Source organism: Thioalkalivibrio sp. ALD1, assembly GCF_000381245.1.
GTDB lineage: Bacteria > Pseudomonadota > Gammaproteobacteria > Ectothiorhodospirales > Ectothiorhodospiraceae > Thioalkalivibrio.
This window is the reverse complement of the sequence record NZ_KB906245.1, coordinates 1-18,982: the sequence shown is the minus strand read 5'-3', so window position 1 is coordinate 18,982 and position 18,982 is coordinate 1. Positions and strand designations below refer to the sequence as shown.

The following is an 18,982-nucleotide window of genomic DNA, read 5'->3' as shown; positions in this document are numbered from 1 at the left end:
CCGCAGCGGGCTTCTACCGTTATTCCGCCGAGACGCTCAAGCTTATGCTGGCGCGGGTGGAGCAGCATGAGTTCCCGGGGGCCGGCCGGGTTACGATCAGCCTCGGTGTGGCGGCCTGTTCTCCGGGCGAGCCGCGTACCGGATTGCTGCGCCGGGTCGACGAGGCGCTTTATCGCGCCAAGGGCGAGGGCCGCAACCGAGTGGCGGTAGCGGCTTTGCCGGAAGCGACTTCATGATCCCTCGGCCGTAACTCAACCGCGTAGGGTGCGTTGAGTGCTGCGAAACGCACCGCCTTGGCTTGTCCCGCGGGCTATTCCTTCCTCAGGCAGTCGGCAAAGCCGTCCGCCATGTTCTGCATCAACTCGAACCAGGCATCCGGGCCGGGTTCCAACTCGGCACCGACCGGGTCCAGCACGCCAAGTCGTGTATCGGTGCCCTCGGCCACGGTTTCGGCCAGGGCCGGCCGGAATTGCGGCTCGGTGAACAGGCAGACCACGTCGCCGTTGGCGACGCGTTCGCGCAGCTCGCTGATGCGTCGTGGCCCCGGGCTGCGCGAGGGGTCGATGCTGATTGAACCGGCGGCGTTCAGGCCGTAGTGCTGCTCGAAGTACTGGTAGGCGTCGTGGAACACGATAAAGGCCTGATCGCGCACCGGCCCGAGCTGCTCCGCCAGGCGTCCGTCCAGATCGTCGATGCGTTCGAGCAGGGCATCGCGGTTGGCCTCAACGGTCTCGGCGCGTTCCGGATCCCATTGCATCAGCTTGTCAGCGAGCTGCTCGGTGATCGCGCGTACCACCGCGGGCGAAAGCCAGATATGGGCATCGTAGTCGCCGTGATGGTGATCATGGTCGTGCCCATGGGCCTCGTCGTGGTGGCCGTGATCATGGTTGTGGCCATGGCCGTTGTGGCCGTGATTGTCGTCGGAGTGCCCGTCGTCGTGGCTGTGGCCATGGCCATTGTGATCGTGGTCATGGTCGTCGTGGCCGTGATCATCGTCCCCGTGGTCGTGGTGATGCTCCCAGACGCCCCCTTCGCGCGTGGGCTTCAGGTCCAGGTCGAGGTCGTCCATCAGGCTGATAATCTCGCGGCTGCCGGCACTGCGGAGCGGACGCTCCAGAAAGGTCTCGAGATCCGGGCCGACCCAGACCACCATGTCCGCGTTCTGCAGACGGCGCGCCTCGGATGGCCGCATGGAGTATCCGTGCGGCGAGGCGGTGGCGGGGACCAGCAGTTCCACGTCGAAGGCGTCCTCGCCCAGGGCGGCGACGATGCTGTGAATCGGTAGAATGGTCGCGACGATGCGCGGCTTGTCCGCGGCGGCCATCCCCGGGAGCAACAGGCCCAGGATGGCCAGCAGGCTGACGGTCAGCGAAATCCCGAAGGGGTGGCACGGGCGCGAGTGCATGGCGGAGTCTCCAGGGTGTCGGATCGTAATCAGAGAACGTTATAGTATATCAACATGAACAAGGGAAGCCCTGCCACCATGTCCGCACCGGAATCGGATCACAGCCCGCTGCTGGATGCCCGTGACATCTCCCTGGAGCGCGGGGGCAAGCTGATCCTGGACCGGGTCTCAGTGCAGATCCCGCCGGCCGAGGTCGCAGTGGTGATTGGTCCCAATGGTGCGGGCAAGACATCCCTGCTGCGTGTGTTGCTGGGCCTGTGGCAGCCGACGCGGGGGCAGGTGAAGCGTCGTCGCGGGCTGCGCATCGGCTACATGCCGCAGCGCCTGCAGATCGAACCAGTGCTGCCGCTGTCGGTGCGGCGGTTTCTGACGCTGCGCCAGCGCGCGCCGAGGGCCGAGTTGCTGGCCCACCTGGAGCGAGTGGGTGTCCCGCATCTGCTGGACAAGCCGGTGCAGTCCCTGTCCGGGGGCGAGATGCAGCGTGTGCTGCTGGCACGGGCCCTGCTCAACCGGCCCAACCTGCTGGTGCTGGACGAGCCGGCGCAGGGCGTGGATATCGTCGGGCAGGGGGAGGTCTTTCGCCTGATCGACGACATTCGGCGCGAGACGGGCTGCGGGGTGCTGATGGTCTCGCATGACCTGCATCTGGTCATGGCGGGTGCAGATGCCGTGATCTGCCTGAACCAGCACGTCTGCTGCACCGGCCGGCCAGAGGAGGTCTCGCGCCACCCGGAATACCAGCGCCTGTTCCCCACCGCCGATGTGCAGGGCATCGGTATCTACAAACATGACCACAACCATGTCCACGACCTGCACGGCGAAGTGCATGATCTGGACGACAACGGGGCGGGCGGGTCACACGGCTGTGGCCACGCCCACCGTCACGGACAGGGAAGGCCGAAACGATGATCGACGCCTGGCTGGATGACTTCCTGGTCCGCGCGGTGCTGGCCGGGCTGATGGTGGCGGCCGTGGCCGGACCGCTGGGTGCCTTTGTGGTCTGGCGGCGCATGGCCTATTTCGGCGACACGATCTCGCATTCCGCCCTGCTGGGGGTAGCGCTCGGGTTTCTGCTTGGAACGAATCTCAACCTGATGGTGACCATCGTCTGCGTCGCGATCGCGGTGCTGCTGGTGATCCTCCAGCGGCGCCAGGAGTTGGCCTCCGACACGCTGCTGGGGATCCTCGCGCACAGCGCGCTGTCGCTGGGGATCGTGGCGGTCACCTTTATTGAGGGCCTGCGGGTGGATCTGATGGCCTATCTGTTTGGCGACATCCTCGCGGTGGGCACGAACGACCTGGTGGCGATCGCGATCGGCGGCGGCATTGCGCTGTTGCTGTTGGTACTGCTCTGGCGGCCGCTGCTGGCGCTGACGGTGCACGAGGAGCTGGCGCGGGTCGAGGGCGTACCGGTGCTGGCCGTGCGTCTGGGGCTGATGCTGCTGATCGCGCTGGTGATCGCGGCGGCGATGCAGGTGGTGGGCGTGCTGCTGATCACGGCGTTGATGATTATCCCGGCCGCGAGTGCCCGGCGCTTTGCCTCGACGCCGGAGCAGATGGCACTGCTGGCGGGCGTGATCGGCATGCTGGCGGTAATCGCCGGCGTCTGGGGTTCGTTCCAGTACGACACCCCGACCGGGCCGACGATCGTCGTCGCCGCGATGCTGGGCTTTATCCTGGTCCACCTGCTGCCCGCGCGTCTGCTGCCCCAGTTCGGCGGGCGCTGAGCAACGAAGCCGTGTCGTAGGACCGGTCGTGGTCCGCCGTCAGTCGCGGATGTAGTCCAGCGGCAGCGAGGTGCGATCCACCACGCGGCGCAGCACGAAGCTCGAGTGCACCGAGTCCACTCCTTCCAGCCGGGTGACCCGGCGCAGCAGGAAGTTCTGGTAGGCATCCATGTCCGGGACCACGACCTGCAGCATGTAGTCGGCTGATTGCCCGGTGATCAGATACAGGTGCTGCACCTCGGGATAGCTGGAGATCGCCTCTTCGAAGCGGGCGAAGCGTTCCGGGGTGTGGCGGTCCATGCCGATGTGGATTAGCGCGGTCAGTTCCAGCCCCAGGGCGCGCCGGTCGAGCAGGGCCACGCGCCGGATCAGGATTCCGGCCTGTTCGAGTGCCCGGACCCGCCGCAGGCACGGCGAAGGGCTCAGCCCCACGCGATCGGCGAGTGCCTGGTTTGACAGGCTCGCGTCCTCCTGCAGGATTTCCAGGATGTGGCGATCAAAGCGGTCGAGCTTGTGCGGTTGCGGTTCCATGGTGGAATATTGCGCCTAATTGGCTATCGTACGCAATAATGAACCACGATGAGCCGGTTCCATGCGAAATAAGCAAGGTTCTGTCCGCATAAATTCGTTAGGATAATGTGCAAGTGGACGAATCGCCGCAGATGAACGCTGCGGCCCCAGGAGAGAATCAAGATGGCCTTCGATCACACCAAATATGCCCCGTTCCCGCCGATCGACAAGGCGGATCGCCGCTGGCCGGCGAAGTGCACCACGGTTGCGCCGCGCTTCTGCGCGGTGGACCTGCGCGACGGCAACCAGGCGCTGGTGCATCCGATGAGCGTCGAGCAGAAGATGCGCTTCTTCGAGGTGCTGGTGGATATTGGCCTGACCGAGATCGAGATCGGCTTTCCCTCCGCTTCGCAGATCGACTACGACTTCACCCGCCGCCTGATCGAGGAAGACCGTATCCCCGAGGGCGTGTATATCCAGGTACTGACCCAGGCCCGCGAGGATCTGATCCAGAAGACCTTCGCGGCGCTGGAGGGCGCGCCGCGCGCGGTGGTGCACGTGTACAACTCCACCAACCCGGCGCAGCGCGAGCAGGTCTTCCGCATGGACCGTGCCGGCATCCGCGGCATCGCCGAGAACGGCGCGCGCTGGGTGCGCGACTACGCGGCGAAATACCCGCAGACGGACTGGATCTTCCAGTACTCGCCGGAAAGCTTTTCCACCACCGAGCTGGACTACGCGGTCGAGGTCGTGGATGCAGTAAACGCGATCTGGCGCCCGGATCAGGGCCAGAAGGTGGTGATCAACCTGCCGGCCACGGTCGAGTCCGCCACGCCGAACGTATTCGCCGACCAGGTCGAATGGTTCTGCGACCATGTGCAGTATCGCGAGCACTTCTGCGTGTCGCTGCACACGCACAACGACCGGGGCACCGGTGTGGCCGCGGCCGAACTGGGCCTGCTGGCCGGGGCTGATCGCCTGGAGGGCACGCTGTTCGGCAACGGCGAGCGCACCGGCAACATGGACCTGGTCACCGTTGGGATGAACCTGTACTCGCAGGGGATCGACCCGACCATCGACCTGTCCGACATGGAACGGTTGATGGACGTGTACAAGGAGTGCACCGACATGCCCATCCATCCGCGCCACCCGTGGGCCGGCGAGCTGGTGTACACCGCGTTCTCCGGCAGCCATCAGGATGCGATCCGCAAGGGCCTGGCGCACTACAAGGAGAAGGGCGGCCACTGGAACGTGCCCTACCTGCCGATCGACCCGAGCGATCTGGGTCGGCGCTATGAAGAGGTTGTGCGCATCAACAGCCAGTCCGGCAAGGGCGGGGTGTCCCATGTGCTGGAGCGCGACTACGGCATTGAGCTGCCGCGCTGGCTGGCGATCGAGTTCGCCCGCATCGTGCAGAAGGACGCCGAGACCACCCAGGTTGAGGTCTCCTCGAAGCGTATCCACCGGCTGTTCGAACAGCACTACCTGACGCCGGTCGCCGGCTGGGATCTGGTGCGCTACGAAATCGAGAAGGAAGGCGCGGTGGTGCGGCTGGACGCAACCATGGGCCCGCCCGGACGCGAGTCACGCCTGAAGGGCGAGGGCCACGGCGCGGTCGAGGCCCTGACCGCCGCGATGAAGGCCGACCGGGGCGTGGAGGTCAAGGTGAACCACTTTGACGAGCATGCGATGGAGGCGGGCACCGAGGCGCGCGCCATGGCCGCGGTGGACGTACAGGTCGACGGCGAGCGTTCCGTCGGCGTCGCCCTGGGCGAGGACACGACCGCCGCCACGCTGCAGGCCGTACTCAACGCCACCGGCCGCCGTCTGGGCGAACCCGCGGCCGAGCAGGTCGCCGCCAACGCCTGATCCAGCGACCACGGACTACCGGAGGCTTCGTAGGGTGCGTTGAGCCTCGCGAAACGCACCGGTCGCTGGGGGGCGGCGCGGCATTGATGCAATTCGCTGCGCTCATTGCATCCTACGGATTTCCATGGGCCCGGAGGACATTCCGGACCCTGCGGGAGCGTGCTCGCACGCGAACCGTGCGCATGCCGCCATTCGTCAGGTCGTCACTTCACCCGTTTCTCCAGCATGCTCTGCATGCGGATCAGGCGTTCCTGAAGCTTGACCGTCTCCTGCTGCAGCTCGTGGATCTCCGAGTGCAGCGCCTTGTTCTCCTCGTGCACGCTGTCGTGGATCATCTGCTGCTCGATCTCCATCGCGCGGTCATGCATGCGCTGCATCGCGTCCACGATAATCGCGATGAACAGGTTCAACACGGTGAACGTGGCGATCAGGATGAACGGTACGAAGAACGCCCAGGCCCAGGGGTAGACCTCCATCACCGGGCGTGCGATGTCTTCGGACCAGCCTTCCAGTGTCATCACCTGGAACAGGCTGTACATCGAGGCCCCGAGCGTCCCGAATTTTTGCGGAAACGAGTCGCTGAAAAGCCCGGTCGCGATGATCGCGAACACGTAGAAGATCAGTATCAACAGGCCCATGATCGACATGATCCCGGGAATGGCCCTCAACAGCGCCTCCACGATAAAGCGCAGTTTCGGCACCATCGACACCAGGCGCAGCAGTCGCAGCACGCGCAACACCTGGAACGGCCCGGTGGCCGGGACCAGGGCGATCGCCACCACGAGGAAATCAAAGACGTTCCACGGGTTGCGCCAGAAGCTGAGGCGATAGACAAACAGCTTGATCAGCACCTCGGCGGTGAAGATCGACAGGATGGTCACGTCTGCGGCGATGATCACCGGCCCCATCCAGCCCATCACGGTGTCGGACGTCTCCAGTCCGAGCGTCACGGCATTCAGCAGGATGATTGCGATGATGGCGCGCTGGGTCAGGCGCGCCTCGATGAACTGGCCGAGACGGCCGCGCAGCGTGATGGGCTCGCTCATGGTGCTTGGTTGCCTGGTATTGATTACGAATGGAGCTTCCCGCGGCGGCGCGGCTGTGTGACTGCCGGGCGCCACGCGGGGAAGGCGCCAAAGAGTAGGCGAAACCCGAATCAGCGGCAATCATCGACCGGCCTTGCGTGGCAATGCCCCCTGCGCCGACCGCACAAAGCGAAGCCATGTGACTGATTGGATTTGCCAAAACGAATGAAATGATCGTTGATCTTTTGGAGAAAACACCGTTCATCGTTCACACGGCGCCGTTCGGCAAAAAACGCGGAATAAGTCTAGAAATCGGTAAACGGTGTGCTACTTTTAACCGCGAAGGCAGGGACGCCTTCACTAGAGCCGCCCAGGAACGGAAGCCCGGGTGGCTCTTTCTTTTGGATGCCCCCTCGTCAGGCCCCCGCTGGCGACCAGTCCCGTTCCGCCCTGTAAGGCGCAAGAGCAACGCCAATCCCAATTGCACCGACAGGACGAATGGGGCTCGCCAACTGCCCCCATACGTCGGTAAACGTTATCCTTCGTAACGACAATGAGCTTGAAGGAACAAGCATGATCGCCGCCTAGGCGTGGGCAACTAGCAGCTGCCGGCGCATTCGATCGTGCGGTCCTGGTTGGGGTATGTCGCGCAACGCGGCGTCTGTGGGGGAGCCACGAATTGGGAAGATCGGGCGATCAATCGCTATATAGTCTGGGCTCTCAGACCAGTCTTGTGATGATGCTGAAGGTCGTCAGCCTCGTACTGGGATTGGCGGCGACTGTCGTGCTGGCGCGTTCCTTGGGGCCCAGTGGGTTCGGGATCTACAGCTTTGTAATCGCAGTGGCGTCTTTGGTTGTGCTTCCCGCGCACGCCGGGCTGGGGACGTTGACGGTACGTGAGACGGCTGCAGGCCATGCGGTTGCGAACTGGGCGCGGGTACGGGGCTTCTGGCGTTGGGCCTTCCGTGTTTCGACCCTCTCGACTCTGGCGGTCGTCGGTGTGCTGATCGCGGCACTCGTCATATGGGGCGAACGCCTGTCGCCCACGGAATACTGGACAGCCCTCGGCGGGATTGTTTTGATCCCTTTGCTGGTCGCCAACAGTCTGCGTATCGCGCTGATGCGGGGCATTGGCGAACCGGTCAAGGGCATACTGCTGGAAGCCCTGGTCAAGCCGGGGCTGCTGCTTCTGGGGGTGGGCGCCCTGGCGCTGGCTTCGCGACTGGAGCCCGGCCTGGCCGTAGGCATCAACGCCGCCGCCACGGCGGTTGCGGTGCTCGCTGGCCTGCTCTGGTTCCATAGACTCAGGGCCCCGGAAACACGGGACGTGCAGCCCTTCTCTGTACCCGGTGAATGGTGGCGGGCCCTGGTCCCGTTGGCGCTGCTGATGGGCGCGCAGCAGCTGATCAAGTACACCGACATCGTCCTGCTGGGAGTGCTCACCACAGCGGCCGAGGTTGGACAGTACCGCATTGCCGCGCAGGCGGCGGAGCTGATCATCTTCGTGCTGGTGGGCGTTACGCTGGTGGTCGGCCCCCGCGTGGCCCGGCTGCATGCGCTGAACGATCAAGTAGGCCTGCAACGTCTGGTCGTCCGCGCGGCCCGATGGAGTTTTCTTGCTGCAGTTGCGGCCTTTGCCGTGCTCTACTTCGCGGGGGAATGGCTGTTGCGTATCGTCTTTGGAGGAGACTACGTCGTGGCCATCGGGCCGCTTCTGGTTCTGGCGGCGGGTCAGATTGCCGTGGCCTTTTTCGGGCTGGCCCCGACGGTCCTCAAAATGACCGGCCACGAGCGAATTTCACTGCGAATTTTTGTGGCCGCCAGTGTGACCAACATCGTCCTAAATCTCGCGCTGATCCCGCCGTTCGGGATGCTCGGAGCAGCCATGGCGACCGCCGTAACCCTGGCGGCGGCCCATGCTGTCCTGGCCCTGGCGGTCAGCCGGTCGTTGGGCGTCAGGACGGTTCCTCTGCAAAGCGCGGGTTAGAGGGGGAAGTGGACAATTCATTAATATGGCGAATGCTGGGTGCCTGGGATGGGCGAACGTCGGGGCGTACAGGTTTGCGGTTCCCGCCCGGTGGGGTTGCGAGGAGGCGAGGTTCATCTGGTCGAGTTGTAATCCCGCGCCGATGGGGGCGTTGTGATCGATATTCCCCGCGATCGTATGCGCGGGATGAGTGCAAGTGGTCTAACGTGTCAGAAGGATTCAAGACATTCTTACCACCGGCTCTTCGTGTGGGGTTCGTCCTTCTCCGGTCGCGCCTTTTGACGGCTCCACCTGTTGCACTGCGCAGCGAGACTAAGGGCGCAAAAGTTCGGATGTCTTCCTTCCGCTCATTAGCCAGATTGCCCGCCGGGCGAACGTTGGTCATTAGGGCTCAAGGGGTTCGCGGTAGGGCGGTCGAAAACCAGTGAATCTAGGAGTGACCTTACGCGTTGGAAGGCCGGAGGAGGAGCCTGTTCAAGGCCTTGCAGGCAGAGAAATCGTATATTTCCGGATTCAATCAAATCAGTTTTCTCGCGTATTTTCTTGGGAGTATGTCGGTTAAAGCAGATTGTCAGATAGTCATCCCTAGGTGACACAGTATATCTTCCACTGACGATCTCCAAATATGCAGCGAGCGGGTTTGTGACAAACTGGTTCATATCTCGAAACCGGTACCGAATGTTTTCGGTGAAAACGTCCGGGTTTCGTGAGAAATACTGCTCAAGAGAGGACTTCTTCACGGGATATGGCACATGTGGTATCTCGAGGAATTGGTCCCGCAGACCGGCCAGTTCTGCAGCGCGGTACTGAGGCAGTATGTGCATGGACCTATTGATTCCGAGAACACGCTCGGCGAAATGGTTGGCCAATGAGCTAACTGATAACCGAAGGGGGCCAAATTTCTGAATGTTTTTCCACTTTCCCCGCAATACGACTCCATTTGAACTGAAAAAATCATCTGCGTTGGTTGGTTGAAGGATCACAAAATCGTCATTGAAATATACATATCGACTTGAAAGTCCCGGTATCAAATGAATTGCAGTCTCGATGGTCCGGGAGTTAAACGTAGGAAGTGCCCATTCATGGTTTCTAAAAATGGTTTTGTGGTCGATGATTTGTACGGCCAGTCTTTGCCGAGTGCGGATGTCCAGAAAGTCAGGACATTGATCATCTGTAACGACATATATCGTTCGAAACCACGGTGCGAACTTTCGGATTGAGTATATGCACAAGGCCAGCTCGCCGTTGTCCATAAATCTGGTCCGGCTGCGTCCACCCGGGATAGCGCTCATGGAAAACCGGCTTTTCTCGCCGAGCACGGCCTTTTTCTTGGCGATGTGGCGTGGATCATTGCCATCGACCCATGTGATGACCGCATCAATGGGTTCGCTGTTGAGTGGGCTGTTGGTTTGGTGCGGCGCCGGTGGCACGGGTACGTCCTCGGAGGGCCGAGCGGTGGAAGGCAATTTGGGAAGGATAGCAGGTGGAATTTGCCTCAGGAAGATTGAGAGGATGATGGGGGTACGCTTGGAGGGATGGCGAAAGGGGTTCTGGGTCTTGGGGGCGGTGCATCGTGAAGGTTGCGACCCCGGGGTTGGCGTGATGGTTCCGTTGATAAAGGCCTAGGAATGGCTTGGACAGCGCACGGGGGTATGTGCCCACCTAGGGTCTCGGTGGTGATGCCCGCATACAATGCGCAGAGCACCGTTGTTCAGGCGGTTCATTCCGTACTTGAACAGACGATGGAATCGATCGAGTTGATCATCTGTGACGACTGTTCCACTGATGGCACTTGGGACGTGTTGTCTAGCGTCCGAGACCCGAGGGTGCGGCTGATTCATAACGAGCAGAACATCGGGCCGGGCCGATCTCGAGACCGAGCGATTGCCGTGAGCAAGGGATCATGGATTGCTGTGATCGATGCGGACGACGCTTGGCATCCGGACCGGCTTTCACAGCTTATGTGGCGAGCAGAAGCTTGGGGGGGACATGCTCTGGTGTTCGACGATCTCTTAATCTGCCATGACGCGGAGGGTGGGATGGTTCCGTGGAGAGCGCTTCATGGATGGCGTGCCTTCGGTTCACGTGGGAAGGTCAGTAGAGAAATTGCGCTTGAAGAGTACATTCGTTCGGATCGGTTGCTGATCAAGCCAATCATACCGGCGAGATTCCTCCGAGAGAGCGGCGTTAGACACAGCAGCCGCATCTTCGGGGAAGATGCCGAATTTGTGTTACGCCTCGCTGCGGCGGGCGCGCAGCTGCGCTATTGGCCCGAGCCACTTTACTACTATCGGATTACACCAGGTTCGATCACGGCGCAGCTCTCCGATGATGCGGCGATGCGCCGGTGCCTGGAAGCTTGCAGGGAGATGACAAACTGGCCCGAGCCCGTGATCGGGGCGTTCGATCGCAAGATCGAGGCACTGCGGGTGAACGAAGCCCTGTATGCGTTCTCCAGGGATATCCGACAGGGGCGTTGGCGGCGCGCGTTGAGCCTCATCAGGCAACAACCCGCGTTGCTCCACGTACTGCCGAAGCGCCTCGTACGCAGGCTCCACTATCATTTGCATCGGCTGGTGTCCTTGCGCCAGTCGCCGATCCGCATGGAACGCAGAAGGTAGTTTGTATGGAACACGGGCCTGTGACAGTCGTGACGTTTGGCACCTTCGACGTGCTGCATCTGGGGCATTTGCGTTTGCTGGAACGCGCGCGTGCGCTTGGAGATCGGCTTGTCGTCGGGGTATCGACCGATGCGCTGAATGAGTCCAAGAAGGGTCGCGCACCGGTCTTTTCGCAGGATGAGCGGGCGCGGCTGGTAGCGGCGCTGCGCTGTGTGGACGATGTGTTCTTCGAGGCGTCGCTCGAGCAGAAAAGGGACTACCTGATCGAGAATGAAGCCGATGTCCTGGCGATGGGTGATGACTGGAAAGGCCGGTTCGACGAGTTTTCGGATATCTGCAAGGTTGTCTATTTTGCCCGGACACCCGCGGTGTCCACGACGGCCGTGATCGAGAAGATCAGGAAGTAGATGGCCCGATCCGGCTCTGCAGGCGCTCAATACAGCGCTGACTGGCCTGCCCGTCGGCGTAGCCCTGATAAAGGCGTTCAAGCGTACTTTGGTGGGTTTGTCTGTAATCCTCCCAGTATCGATCCGGCTCATCTAGGGCAGTGTCCAAGATTGCGAGCAACGCGGGAAGGTCGTCCACGACCGGACCGAAACGCCACTCCGGGCCCAGTGAGAAGGCCTTGCGGAATGGCGCGGGTGTTTCGAGGAAGATCGTAGGTCGTTGCAGCAGGAGAAAATCGAATGCGATGGACGACCAGTCGCAGATCAGGATGTCGCTGACCTGAAGGATCTCTTCGGTGTCGGGGTATGCGTCGGACGCGAGCGTGTGAACACGTGGTTGCTGGGCCGTGACCGGTTCGCGGGTATTGAGATGGGGGCGGAGGATCACGCAACCGTTGTGCCGCGCTGCGACGTCGGACAGGCCCTTCAGAAACCGGTCTCCGGTCTCCCCGAATGGATAGATCGCACGCTGGGCATCGTCCTGGGCCCAGGTGGGCGCGAACAGGATCACCGGCCCCGAGGGCGGGAGGCCGAGGCGTTGGCGGGTTTCGGCGTTGGTCGATTCCGGAGCGACAAGACGGTCGGTTCGCGGATAGCCGGTGGCTACAACCCGGTTGGGGTCGAATCCAAACCGGTCGACGTAAAGCTGTCGGTGCAGGGGAGAAGCCACCCATATCTCGTCATAGCGATGCTGGACACGAAAGTCGTCGGCGTCGAAGCCTTTGAAGGGAATGCCGTGCCAGACATCGAAAAAGCGGATGTCGGTCCACTCAAGCAGCACCTGAAGCGTGTGCAGTCCATGATCACTGATGATGGCATCGGCCCGGGCCAGTTCGAGTGCGGCTGAGGGCGTGATCGCAAGGACACTGTCGACCCCGGAGGATCTGAGGCTGCGGTGATACGCCGGGTCCAGTGTCAGGAACTGGATTTTCAAACCGGGTTCGTCGTTGCGTACCGCGTTGTAGAGGGCCAGCAGGTTCCCGTTCAGCTTGTGCCCATACAGCAGGACTCGACGCGCGCGATCCGTCCGCTTGCGCTCGCGTAACAGAGGACGGAGTAGAACGGCGGCAACCGCCATGATCGCGGACGACCCGAGTAGCATCCAGTGGACCGGGTTGCGCTTGTCGATCTTCATCTGTCGGGACTGTGGCTGGTTTTGTTCGTCCCAGGGCTCGCCAGCGTTTGGTAGAGGCACGCGAAGGCGTCACGGGTGACGTCCCGGTCGAACCGTTCCAGTACGAACCGGCGCCCCTGCAACGCTATTTGGGCGCGGTGCTCCGGGTCTTCGAGGGTGCGGCGAATCTGTTCGAAAAGGGCCTGGTGATCGAACGGAGGTGAGAGCACCGCGTGTTCGGTTGTGGGAATGACCTGGCGCACGGCGGGCAGGTCGGATGCGATAACCGCACACCCACAGCCCATCGCCTCTACCATCACCAGCCCGAAACCTTCCTGGTCGCCGTCGGAGGCCTGGACGAACGGAAACACCGCCACGCTGGCGCGGCGGTAGTACTCGGGGAGCCTGGAGTGGGGGATTGCACCCACAAAACGCACGCTGGGTTCGATGCCGAGTTTCCGCACCCGCTCTTCCAGCGCTGGCCGCAGCGGCCCTTCCCCCACGATGTCGAGGTCAGGCCGCTTGTCGGCATCGAACATCGCCAGGGCGTCCAGCAGAACGTGCACACCCTTCTTTTCCACCAGCCTCCCGACGAAGATCAGGTGATTCGGTTCTCGCCGAGTCGAGGTTTTGCCCCCGGGCGTGAAGAGGCCCTGCAAGTCGGTGCCCATGGGGATTACTTCTGGCGGATGGCGGGAACCAAGCGTCTGCATGGGCGCGACCATGGCCTCACTGACCACCGTGGTGGCATCGCAGCGGGATACGATCCATCGCTTCAGCCGCTGCATCCAGCCTTTCTGCAGCCCAAAGAGGTCTCCACCGTGGGATGTGCAGAGGATCGGAACGTCTGGCTTGCCCGCAAGCGCACGACCGATTATGGCGGCGAGTCCCTGAGGGACGATCCAGTGCGCGTGTATCAAGTCGACATCCGACTTTCTGCGCAGACGACGTGCGATCGCAAGGGTCTGAGACAGCAAAAATATCGGGAGCTGGAGCACGCGCCAGGGCCTGCGCCGCAGCCGCTGCACCATCCCACCCTCGTAGGCAGCGGCCTGCCAGGCGGGGATCCAGTACCGGAATCGAGAGACCGCGACGCCCTCGAGCGTTTCTCTGCGCGCGGCGCCCGGTGCGTGCGGGGCCAGTAGTTCGACATCGCATTGCGCATCCAGTGAGCGCGCAAGATCCAGTACGAACCGCGGCTCGGTGTCGCCCTCCCAGCGTGGGAGGGTGGAGGTCGTCATCAGCACGCGGGTGCGGTGCGTGCTGGCTGGGGTGTCAGTCGTGTCGGCCATCAGTGGAGGTCGGATCGTCCTCCGCCACCGCGTCCTTGTAAATGAGCTGGGTGATCTGTTCGGAAACCAGTCCGATCAGAAAGATCACCACGGATGTTGTAAGCAGAAGGGCGCTCATATTGGTGAATCGGCCCATGGTCACGAACGTGAACAAGTAATAGCCAAGGCCAACCAGGAAAAAGACGAGACTAAATGGAACGAACAGCTTGAGCGGCGAATAGAGTGTGCCGACCTTGAAGATGATCAGCAGAAAGCGAATGCCGTCCTGGATCGGCTTCAGGTGGCTCTTGCCGACCCGCCTGGCGGCGTGTATGGGCACATACGAAACCGGGTACCCGGCGCGAAAGAACGCCATCGTGATCGTGGTTGGATACGAGAAACCATTGGGTAGCAGGTGGAGAAACTCCCGGAAGAGCCGCGCCCGTACGGCGCGAAAGCCCGAGGTCAGATCCTTGATGTGTTGTCCCGTCATGTAGCTGGCCAGGCGATTGTAAAACTGGTTAGCCAGGCCTCGTCCCACATTGGCCTGAGAGCCCTTCTGTCGCGCCCCCACCGCCATGTCGAAACCGTTTTCAAGACACTCGACAAGGCGTCCGATATCGTCCGGGTTGTGCTGCCCGTCCCCGTCCATAAATACGATTATGTCCCCTCCGGCCGAGCGCGCGCCGCGTTTGATGGCGGCTCCGTTGCCCATGCTGTAAGGCTGCACAAGTACTCTGGCGCCGGCTTCCTTGGCCGTCGCCGCGGTGTTGTCGACGGACCCATCATCGACCACGATGACCTCTGCATCAGGCAGCACCTCGCGCACCCCCTGCACAACACTCCCGATCGCCCGTCCTTCATTACGGGCCGGAATTACGACACTAAGTGATCCAGGCATCGGCCGTTCCTTTTGGTGTGGGCGCCTGCCCTGCTATTCGGGGATGGGTGCGAAAACCCCGGGTGCATCGGATTGTCGATCGATCTCGCGCGAGGTTTCCAGGATCCCGCGGAACTCTGAAATCCTGCTTCGCCAAGCGACATGTCGCAAGGGGTCATTCGGTACGTTGGCTTCCAGCTCTTCCAAGAACGCGAAAGCACCTTCGTAGTCACCCAGGTTGGCTTGGAGAGATAAACTGCGAAAAGCTATTTCGAGATCCGGATGGAGCCTAACCGATTCGTGGAAATCTTCCACGGCTTTCGCCTTTTCCCCTAAGTGAACCTGAGCGAATGCGCGTGCAATTAGGAGCTGTGATTTGGAAAAGTCCCTATCCGAAAACGCTGGGTTATCCAGTAGCGCATTTGAGAGTTTGATAAGTACCGCGTGGTCTCGTGGGGGGCAGAGGGGCGAAGGCTCCTTGCTCTGCGATAGTCTGTGGAGTTCGATAGGCCCAATGGGACGGTAGCGAGGAGTCGAAGCTAGCTTGGTCAGTACCTCATTCAGAATATTGGGAAACTCTTCAACTGCGCCGATACAGTTATTCGTTCGCTGGATCTGCAACAACGCAATTTCGGGGCGCTTTTTGGCGATACGTTCCAGTAACTCTCGAGCCGCCATGTGCTCGCCAGATGCGTTGAGCTGTTGGACAAGAAGTTGCGTACCTCGAACAGAGTGGGGGTTGTAATCAATCCACATTTCCGCGTTCACTCTCTTATCATTCCAGTTCGCGGTTACTTGAAAAAGGACTATGGCGCTGAGTAGTGCGTAGGCGATCAAGGCGATCAGTCCAGCCCGTAGGTATTGGGCGGGTAATGTAAAGACGAGGTAGACCAGCGCAAAAAACAGCCCGAAGGCCGGGACATAGTTTCGATGAGCAAAATACAGCTCCAAGCCAATAAAGGTGGACTCCAGTACGTGGGCAAGTAGGAAGAAGGTGAGTCCGAAGAGGAACCAGGGTGCGATTTGGCGCAGCCATATGGCGGCTCCCGCGAGCGCAAGCCAGAAGGCCATTGCGACTAATGTGATCGGTGGGTCCAGCAAACCCCGCGAGGCGGGAATGTGGTCCATGAAAGGGGTGGCCGCAATGGCGCGTGGTATGAGTAGTTGGCGGAGATAGTCCAGCAGGATCACGGGCTGGCTCATCAGACGTTCCGCCACCGTGAATTCCCTTCGGTTCCCGTAATCGCCGGCCCGCAGAGTGTCGAACAGGTCCAGACCGAGATACCCGAGGATAAACAGGCTCGGGATTACGGCGAGGCAGACGATGACCGAGCGTTCCCATAGCCCGCGCAGCCAGCGCTCTCTGGGAATCCAGGCCAGAAGAATGAGCAGTGCCAGGAGAGGCAAGAGCGCGCCATTCTCCTTTGACAGTGCGGCCAGTGCCGTGGCGACGCCAAGTCCGCCGATCAGGCTTAGAAATCGTCCAGTGCGGTTGTTCAGCACATGTGCCCAGACGAACAGCGCGAGTCCGGCAAAGACGAAGAGGCCAGAAAGGCTGGTCATACGCTGGATGACCATAAGGTGCGTGGTGGCCAGGAAAGGAGCTATGCCCCAGATGGCGGCGGTCAGTGCGCCGATCCAGAAGGCCCGCTCCACAGAGAGGGTCGGGCGTAGTTTGGTGAGACCGCTCGCGAGAAAGAATACTGCGACCATCGCCAGCAGATGGATTGCAAAGTTGACCCGAAGCATGGTTTCGGGATTCTCAGCCCAGGCGTCGGCCTGTAGAGCGAACGTCAACAGGGAGACCGGTCGTCCCAGAGGGCCGGCCTCGCCGGACAGTATATAGCGCAGCGCCGAATGGTAATCATCGACATGGTCTAACCCCACAAGGTTAGGCCAGTCGTCGAATAGCCAGTAGCCCGGCAAGGCTAGGGCATAGAGACTTCCGACCGCGAGCAGTGCGGTGGCTAACGCGACCGTAGGAGCGAGCTGATGTGCCTTGGAGACGGAAATTAGCATGCAAGCGTCATAAAAAAGGGGTTGCCGCGCGCCGCACGGCAACCCCGGTTCACGATCAAGGCCTTATTGTAAAGTCTTACGGACGGCAGGCACTGGGCAAGAACCGGTCTTCGATGTTGGTCCCACGGCAGGTCCATCCCTGAATCTGATTGTTGCTAATGCGCGGGGATAGTTCGAAGCTATCGCCAGCAAGCCGACCGTCGCCGAAGTTGACGGTGAAACGGCTGCCAGCGTAAGTGACCGTACTGACGTAACGGCCCGAAAGGTTCCCGAGGTCGTCTGCGCTGTAATCTTCTCCCTCGGATTGGGCAACTGCGAAATCGGCTCGTACACCTGAAGTCACACTCAACCCTTCGGAGGCTTGGGCACGGGCGGTGTAATCCTGGTAAGCCGGCAATGCGATGGCAGCTAGAATGCCGATGATCGCAATGACGATCATCAGTTCGATAAGGGTGAAGCCCTGTTGGGCGGTTTTCTTCTGCATTGTGTTACTCCCTGTGTGTGACGGAAGACGGAGTGCCGCCGTGCGGCATACGTTCTAGTGGATGCAAGGCGGGTGCCAACTCGTCCGATTTCGCGAAAAGCCCCGTAGTCAGGCGGGTATGGGTTGCCTGATGCCCCGAGTATGACGGCTTTGGTCACTCTGTGACAGGGGGCATGTGACCAATTTTGTCATGTGAACTGACGCACATTGTCAGTGTTGGGGGTTTGCGGGGTGTTGTGCCGGGCGGATGGCGCCAGGCAGGGGTTTCGGCTGGGGGTGGAGATCCGGGCTCTTCGCTGCGCTGGGGCCGGGATGACGGGGGTGCAGCCGAGATGACAAAGCGATTCGCAGGGTGGGTTGAGCCTGGTGAAACGCACCGGTTGTGGGCAGGTGTGATGATGCGATTCGCGGAGCTCATCGCATCCTTGTGTCTTGCGGTTCACGGATCGCTACCATGGACCGCACCGGACTCGGGGTAACCCGATCGCATCCTGAGGTCACGAACCTGTGCCGTAGATGGGCCCCCGAGTCCTTTTTCATCTCGAAGTTTGAACGGTATCCAAGCTCCCCGTGAAGGGCGGGTGAGGCTGTACGGACAAGGTGAGAGGACGAGATGGCTCATATTGGCATTGATGTCAGCAAGAACAAGCTCGACTGCATGTGGGTCCGGGATCTGGAGGCGGGCAAGGTCAAGCCGAAGGTATTCCCGAACCGCCAGGACCAGTACCCGGAGTTGCTGCGCTGGCTGCAGCGCAACACGGGTGAAGCGCCCGAGACGCTTCAGGTGTATCTGGAAGCCACCGGCATCTATCACGAACCGCTAGCCTACTGGCTGCATGAGCAGGGGGTTCGGGTCTATGTGCTGAACCCGGCTCAGGTGCGCTTCCACGCCCAAGGCATGGGGGTGCGCAACAAGACGGATCGCAAGGACAGCATGATGCTGGCGCGTTACGGCATCGAGCGCGCGCCACGGCGCTGGCAACCTGAGCCGCCCGAGGTGCGGGAGCTCAAACGCCTGCTCAGCCGGCTGGAAGCCCTTGAGCAGGACATCCGGCGCGAGGAGAATCGCCTGGAGAAGGCGCAGTTCAGCGAGGACACCCTCGCCCAGGCGTCGATCGACAACGTGCTGCAAGCCCTGCGCGAGGAATACCGTCGGCTACAGCAGCAGATCGATGATCACTTCGACGCGCATGATCATCTCAAGCGGGATCGGGCCTTGCTGGAGAGCATCCCCGGCATCGGCCGGGTGTTGTCGGCGTCGATGGCCGCGACGTTGCGCAGCCGTGCGTTCACGAGTGCTCGGCAGGCGGCGGCGTTCCATGGACTGGTACCGGTCCTGCAGGAGTCCGGGACCTCGGTCCAGCGACCCCCGCGGCTGGCGAAGGCCGGCTCGGGGCGGCTGCGCAAAACGCTCTACATGGCCGCCGTCGTGGCCAGCCGCCACAACCCGGACGTACGGCACCAGTACCACCGTCTTCTGAGGCGGGGCAAGGCCAAGATGGCCGCGATCGGGGCAGCCATGCGCAAGCTCCTGCACATCGCCTTCGGCGTCCTCAAGTCGCAAACTCCGTATCAACCCCGAAATGACACGCCTTGCACCTCATAGGGCAAGACGGTATCTACG

General features: G+C 61.6%; 16 protein-coding genes and 1 pseudogene. 8 read left to right on the top strand and 9 right to left on the bottom strand.

Annotated elements, in window-relative coordinates:
* Positions 1-44 precede the first annotated feature (44 nt).
* Positions 45-236 (top strand): annotated as a pseudogene (locus F623_RS0109890) (GGDEF domain-containing protein); the annotation flags it as partial.
* A 74-nt stretch (positions 237-310) separates the two neighbouring features.
* On the opposite strand, the gene F623_RS0109885 reads toward F623_RS0109890, so the two are convergent.
* On the bottom strand, positions 311-1,405 hold the full coding sequence (locus tag F623_RS0109885) for a zinc ABC transporter substrate-binding protein (RefSeq protein WP_018868609.1): 1,095 nt from the start codon (positions 1,403-1,405) through the stop codon (positions 311-313).
* Between the two features lie 78 nt (positions 1,406-1,483).
* Here F623_RS0109885 and znuC point away from each other — a divergent pair, with 78 nt between their 5' ends.
* Both znuC and znuB read left to right on the top strand, forming a co-directional pair.
* Positions 1,484-2,314, top strand: a complete 831-nt coding sequence (gene znuC, locus F623_RS0109880; protein ID WP_018868610.1) for a zinc ABC transporter ATP-binding protein ZnuC — start codon at positions 1,484-1,486, stop codon at positions 2,312-2,314.
* Positions 2,311-3,132 (top strand): zinc ABC transporter permease subunit ZnuB, encoded by an 822-nt coding sequence (gene znuB / locus F623_RS0109875; RefSeq protein ID WP_018868611.1) that lies wholly within the window; start codon positions 2,311-2,313, stop codon positions 3,130-3,132. Before znuC ends, znuB begins: the two co-directional genes overlap by 4 nt.
* A 39-nt stretch (positions 3,133-3,171) precedes the next feature.
* Here the strand turns inward: znuB and F623_RS0109870 are convergent, their stop codons facing one another.
* Positions 3,172-3,663 (bottom strand): Lrp/AsnC family transcriptional regulator, encoded by a 492-nt coding sequence (locus F623_RS0109870; protein ID WP_018868612.1) that lies wholly within the window; start codon positions 3,661-3,663, stop codon positions 3,172-3,174.
* A gap of 162 nt (positions 3,664-3,825) precedes the next feature.
* On the opposite strand from F623_RS0109870, the gene F623_RS0109865 reads away from it, so the two are divergent.
* On the top strand, positions 3,826-5,511 hold the full coding sequence (locus F623_RS0109865) for a 2-isopropylmalate synthase (RefSeq protein WP_018868613.1): 1,686 nt from the start codon (positions 3,826-3,828) through the stop codon (positions 5,509-5,511).
* Between the two features lie 203 nt (positions 5,512-5,714).
* On the opposite strand, the gene F623_RS0109860 is transcribed toward F623_RS0109865, so the two are convergent.
* Complete coding sequence (locus F623_RS0109860; RefSeq protein ID WP_018862384.1) at positions 5,715-6,557, bottom strand: ion transporter; 843 nt, start codon at positions 6,555-6,557, stop codon at positions 5,715-5,717.
* A gap of 715 nt (positions 6,558-7,272) precedes the next feature.
* On the opposite strand from F623_RS0109860, the gene F623_RS0109855 reads away from it, so the two are divergent.
* On the top strand, positions 7,273-8,523 hold the full coding sequence (locus tag F623_RS0109855; RefSeq protein ID WP_019572177.1) for a polysaccharide biosynthesis C-terminal domain-containing protein: 1,251 nt from the start codon (positions 7,273-7,275) through the stop codon (positions 8,521-8,523).
* A 350-nt stretch (positions 8,524-8,873) separates the two neighbouring features.
* Here the strand turns inward: F623_RS0109855 and F623_RS13430 are convergent, their stop codons facing one another.
* Positions 8,874-9,953, bottom strand: a complete 1,080-nt coding sequence (locus tag F623_RS13430) for a stealth family protein (RefSeq protein WP_155984201.1) — start codon at positions 9,951-9,953, stop codon at positions 8,874-8,876.
* 198 nt (positions 9,954-10,151) lie between these two features.
* Here F623_RS13430 and F623_RS0109840 point away from each other — a divergent pair, with 198 nt between their 5' ends.
* Positions 10,152-11,144: a glycosyltransferase family 2 protein gene (locus F623_RS0109840; RefSeq protein ID WP_369772113.1), complete on the top strand. Its 993-nt coding sequence runs from the start codon at positions 10,152-10,154 to the stop codon at positions 11,142-11,144.
* 20 nt (positions 11,145-11,164) lie between these two features.
* A complete protein-coding gene (locus F623_RS0109835; RefSeq protein WP_231367710.1) occupies positions 11,165-11,551 on the top strand; it encodes an adenylyltransferase/cytidyltransferase family protein in 387 nt (128 codons plus the stop codon).
* On the opposite strand, the gene F623_RS0109830 is transcribed toward F623_RS0109835, so the two are convergent.
* The 5 genes from F623_RS0109830 to F623_RS0109810 all read right to left on the bottom strand — a co-directional run bounded on the left by F623_RS0109830 (position 11,541) and on the right by F623_RS0109810 (position 17,358).
* The gene (locus F623_RS0109830) at positions 11,541-12,725 is read right to left on the bottom strand and encodes a CDP-glycerol glycerophosphotransferase family protein (protein ID WP_018868619.1); all 1,185 of its coding nucleotides are present in this window, start codon (positions 12,723-12,725) and stop codon (positions 11,541-11,543) included. The genes F623_RS0109835 and F623_RS0109830 overlap by 11 nt on opposite strands.
* A complete protein-coding gene (locus F623_RS0109825; RefSeq protein ID WP_018868620.1) occupies positions 12,722-13,996 on the bottom strand; it encodes a glycosyltransferase in 1,275 nt (424 codons plus the stop codon). The genes F623_RS0109830 and F623_RS0109825 overlap by 4 nt, the downstream gene beginning before the upstream one ends.
* Positions 13,980-14,876 carry a glycosyltransferase family 2 protein gene (locus tag F623_RS0109820; protein ID WP_026279393.1) on the bottom strand — a complete coding sequence of 299 codons (897 nt, stop codon included), beginning with the start codon at positions 14,874-14,876 and terminating at the stop codon, positions 13,980-13,982. Before F623_RS0109820 ends, F623_RS0109825 begins: the two co-directional genes overlap by 17 nt.
* 33 nt (positions 14,877-14,909) lie before the next feature.
* Positions 14,910-16,874: a M48 family metallopeptidase gene (locus F623_RS0109815; protein ID WP_018868622.1), complete on the bottom strand. Its 1,965-nt coding sequence runs from the start codon at positions 16,872-16,874 to the stop codon at positions 14,910-14,912.
* 76 nt (positions 16,875-16,950) lie between these two features.
* Positions 16,951-17,358 carry a pilin gene (locus tag F623_RS0109810; RefSeq protein ID WP_018868623.1) on the bottom strand — a complete coding sequence of 136 codons (408 nt, stop codon included), beginning with the start codon at positions 17,356-17,358 and terminating at the stop codon, positions 16,951-16,953.
* Positions 17,359-17,971: 613 nt separating this feature from the next.
* On the opposite strand from F623_RS0109810, the gene F623_RS0109805 reads away from it, so the two are divergent.
* Positions 17,972-18,964, top strand: a complete 993-nt coding sequence (locus F623_RS0109805) for an IS110 family transposase (RefSeq protein WP_018862131.1) — start codon at positions 17,972-17,974, stop codon at positions 18,962-18,964.
* Positions 18,965-18,982 lie beyond the last annotated feature (18 nt).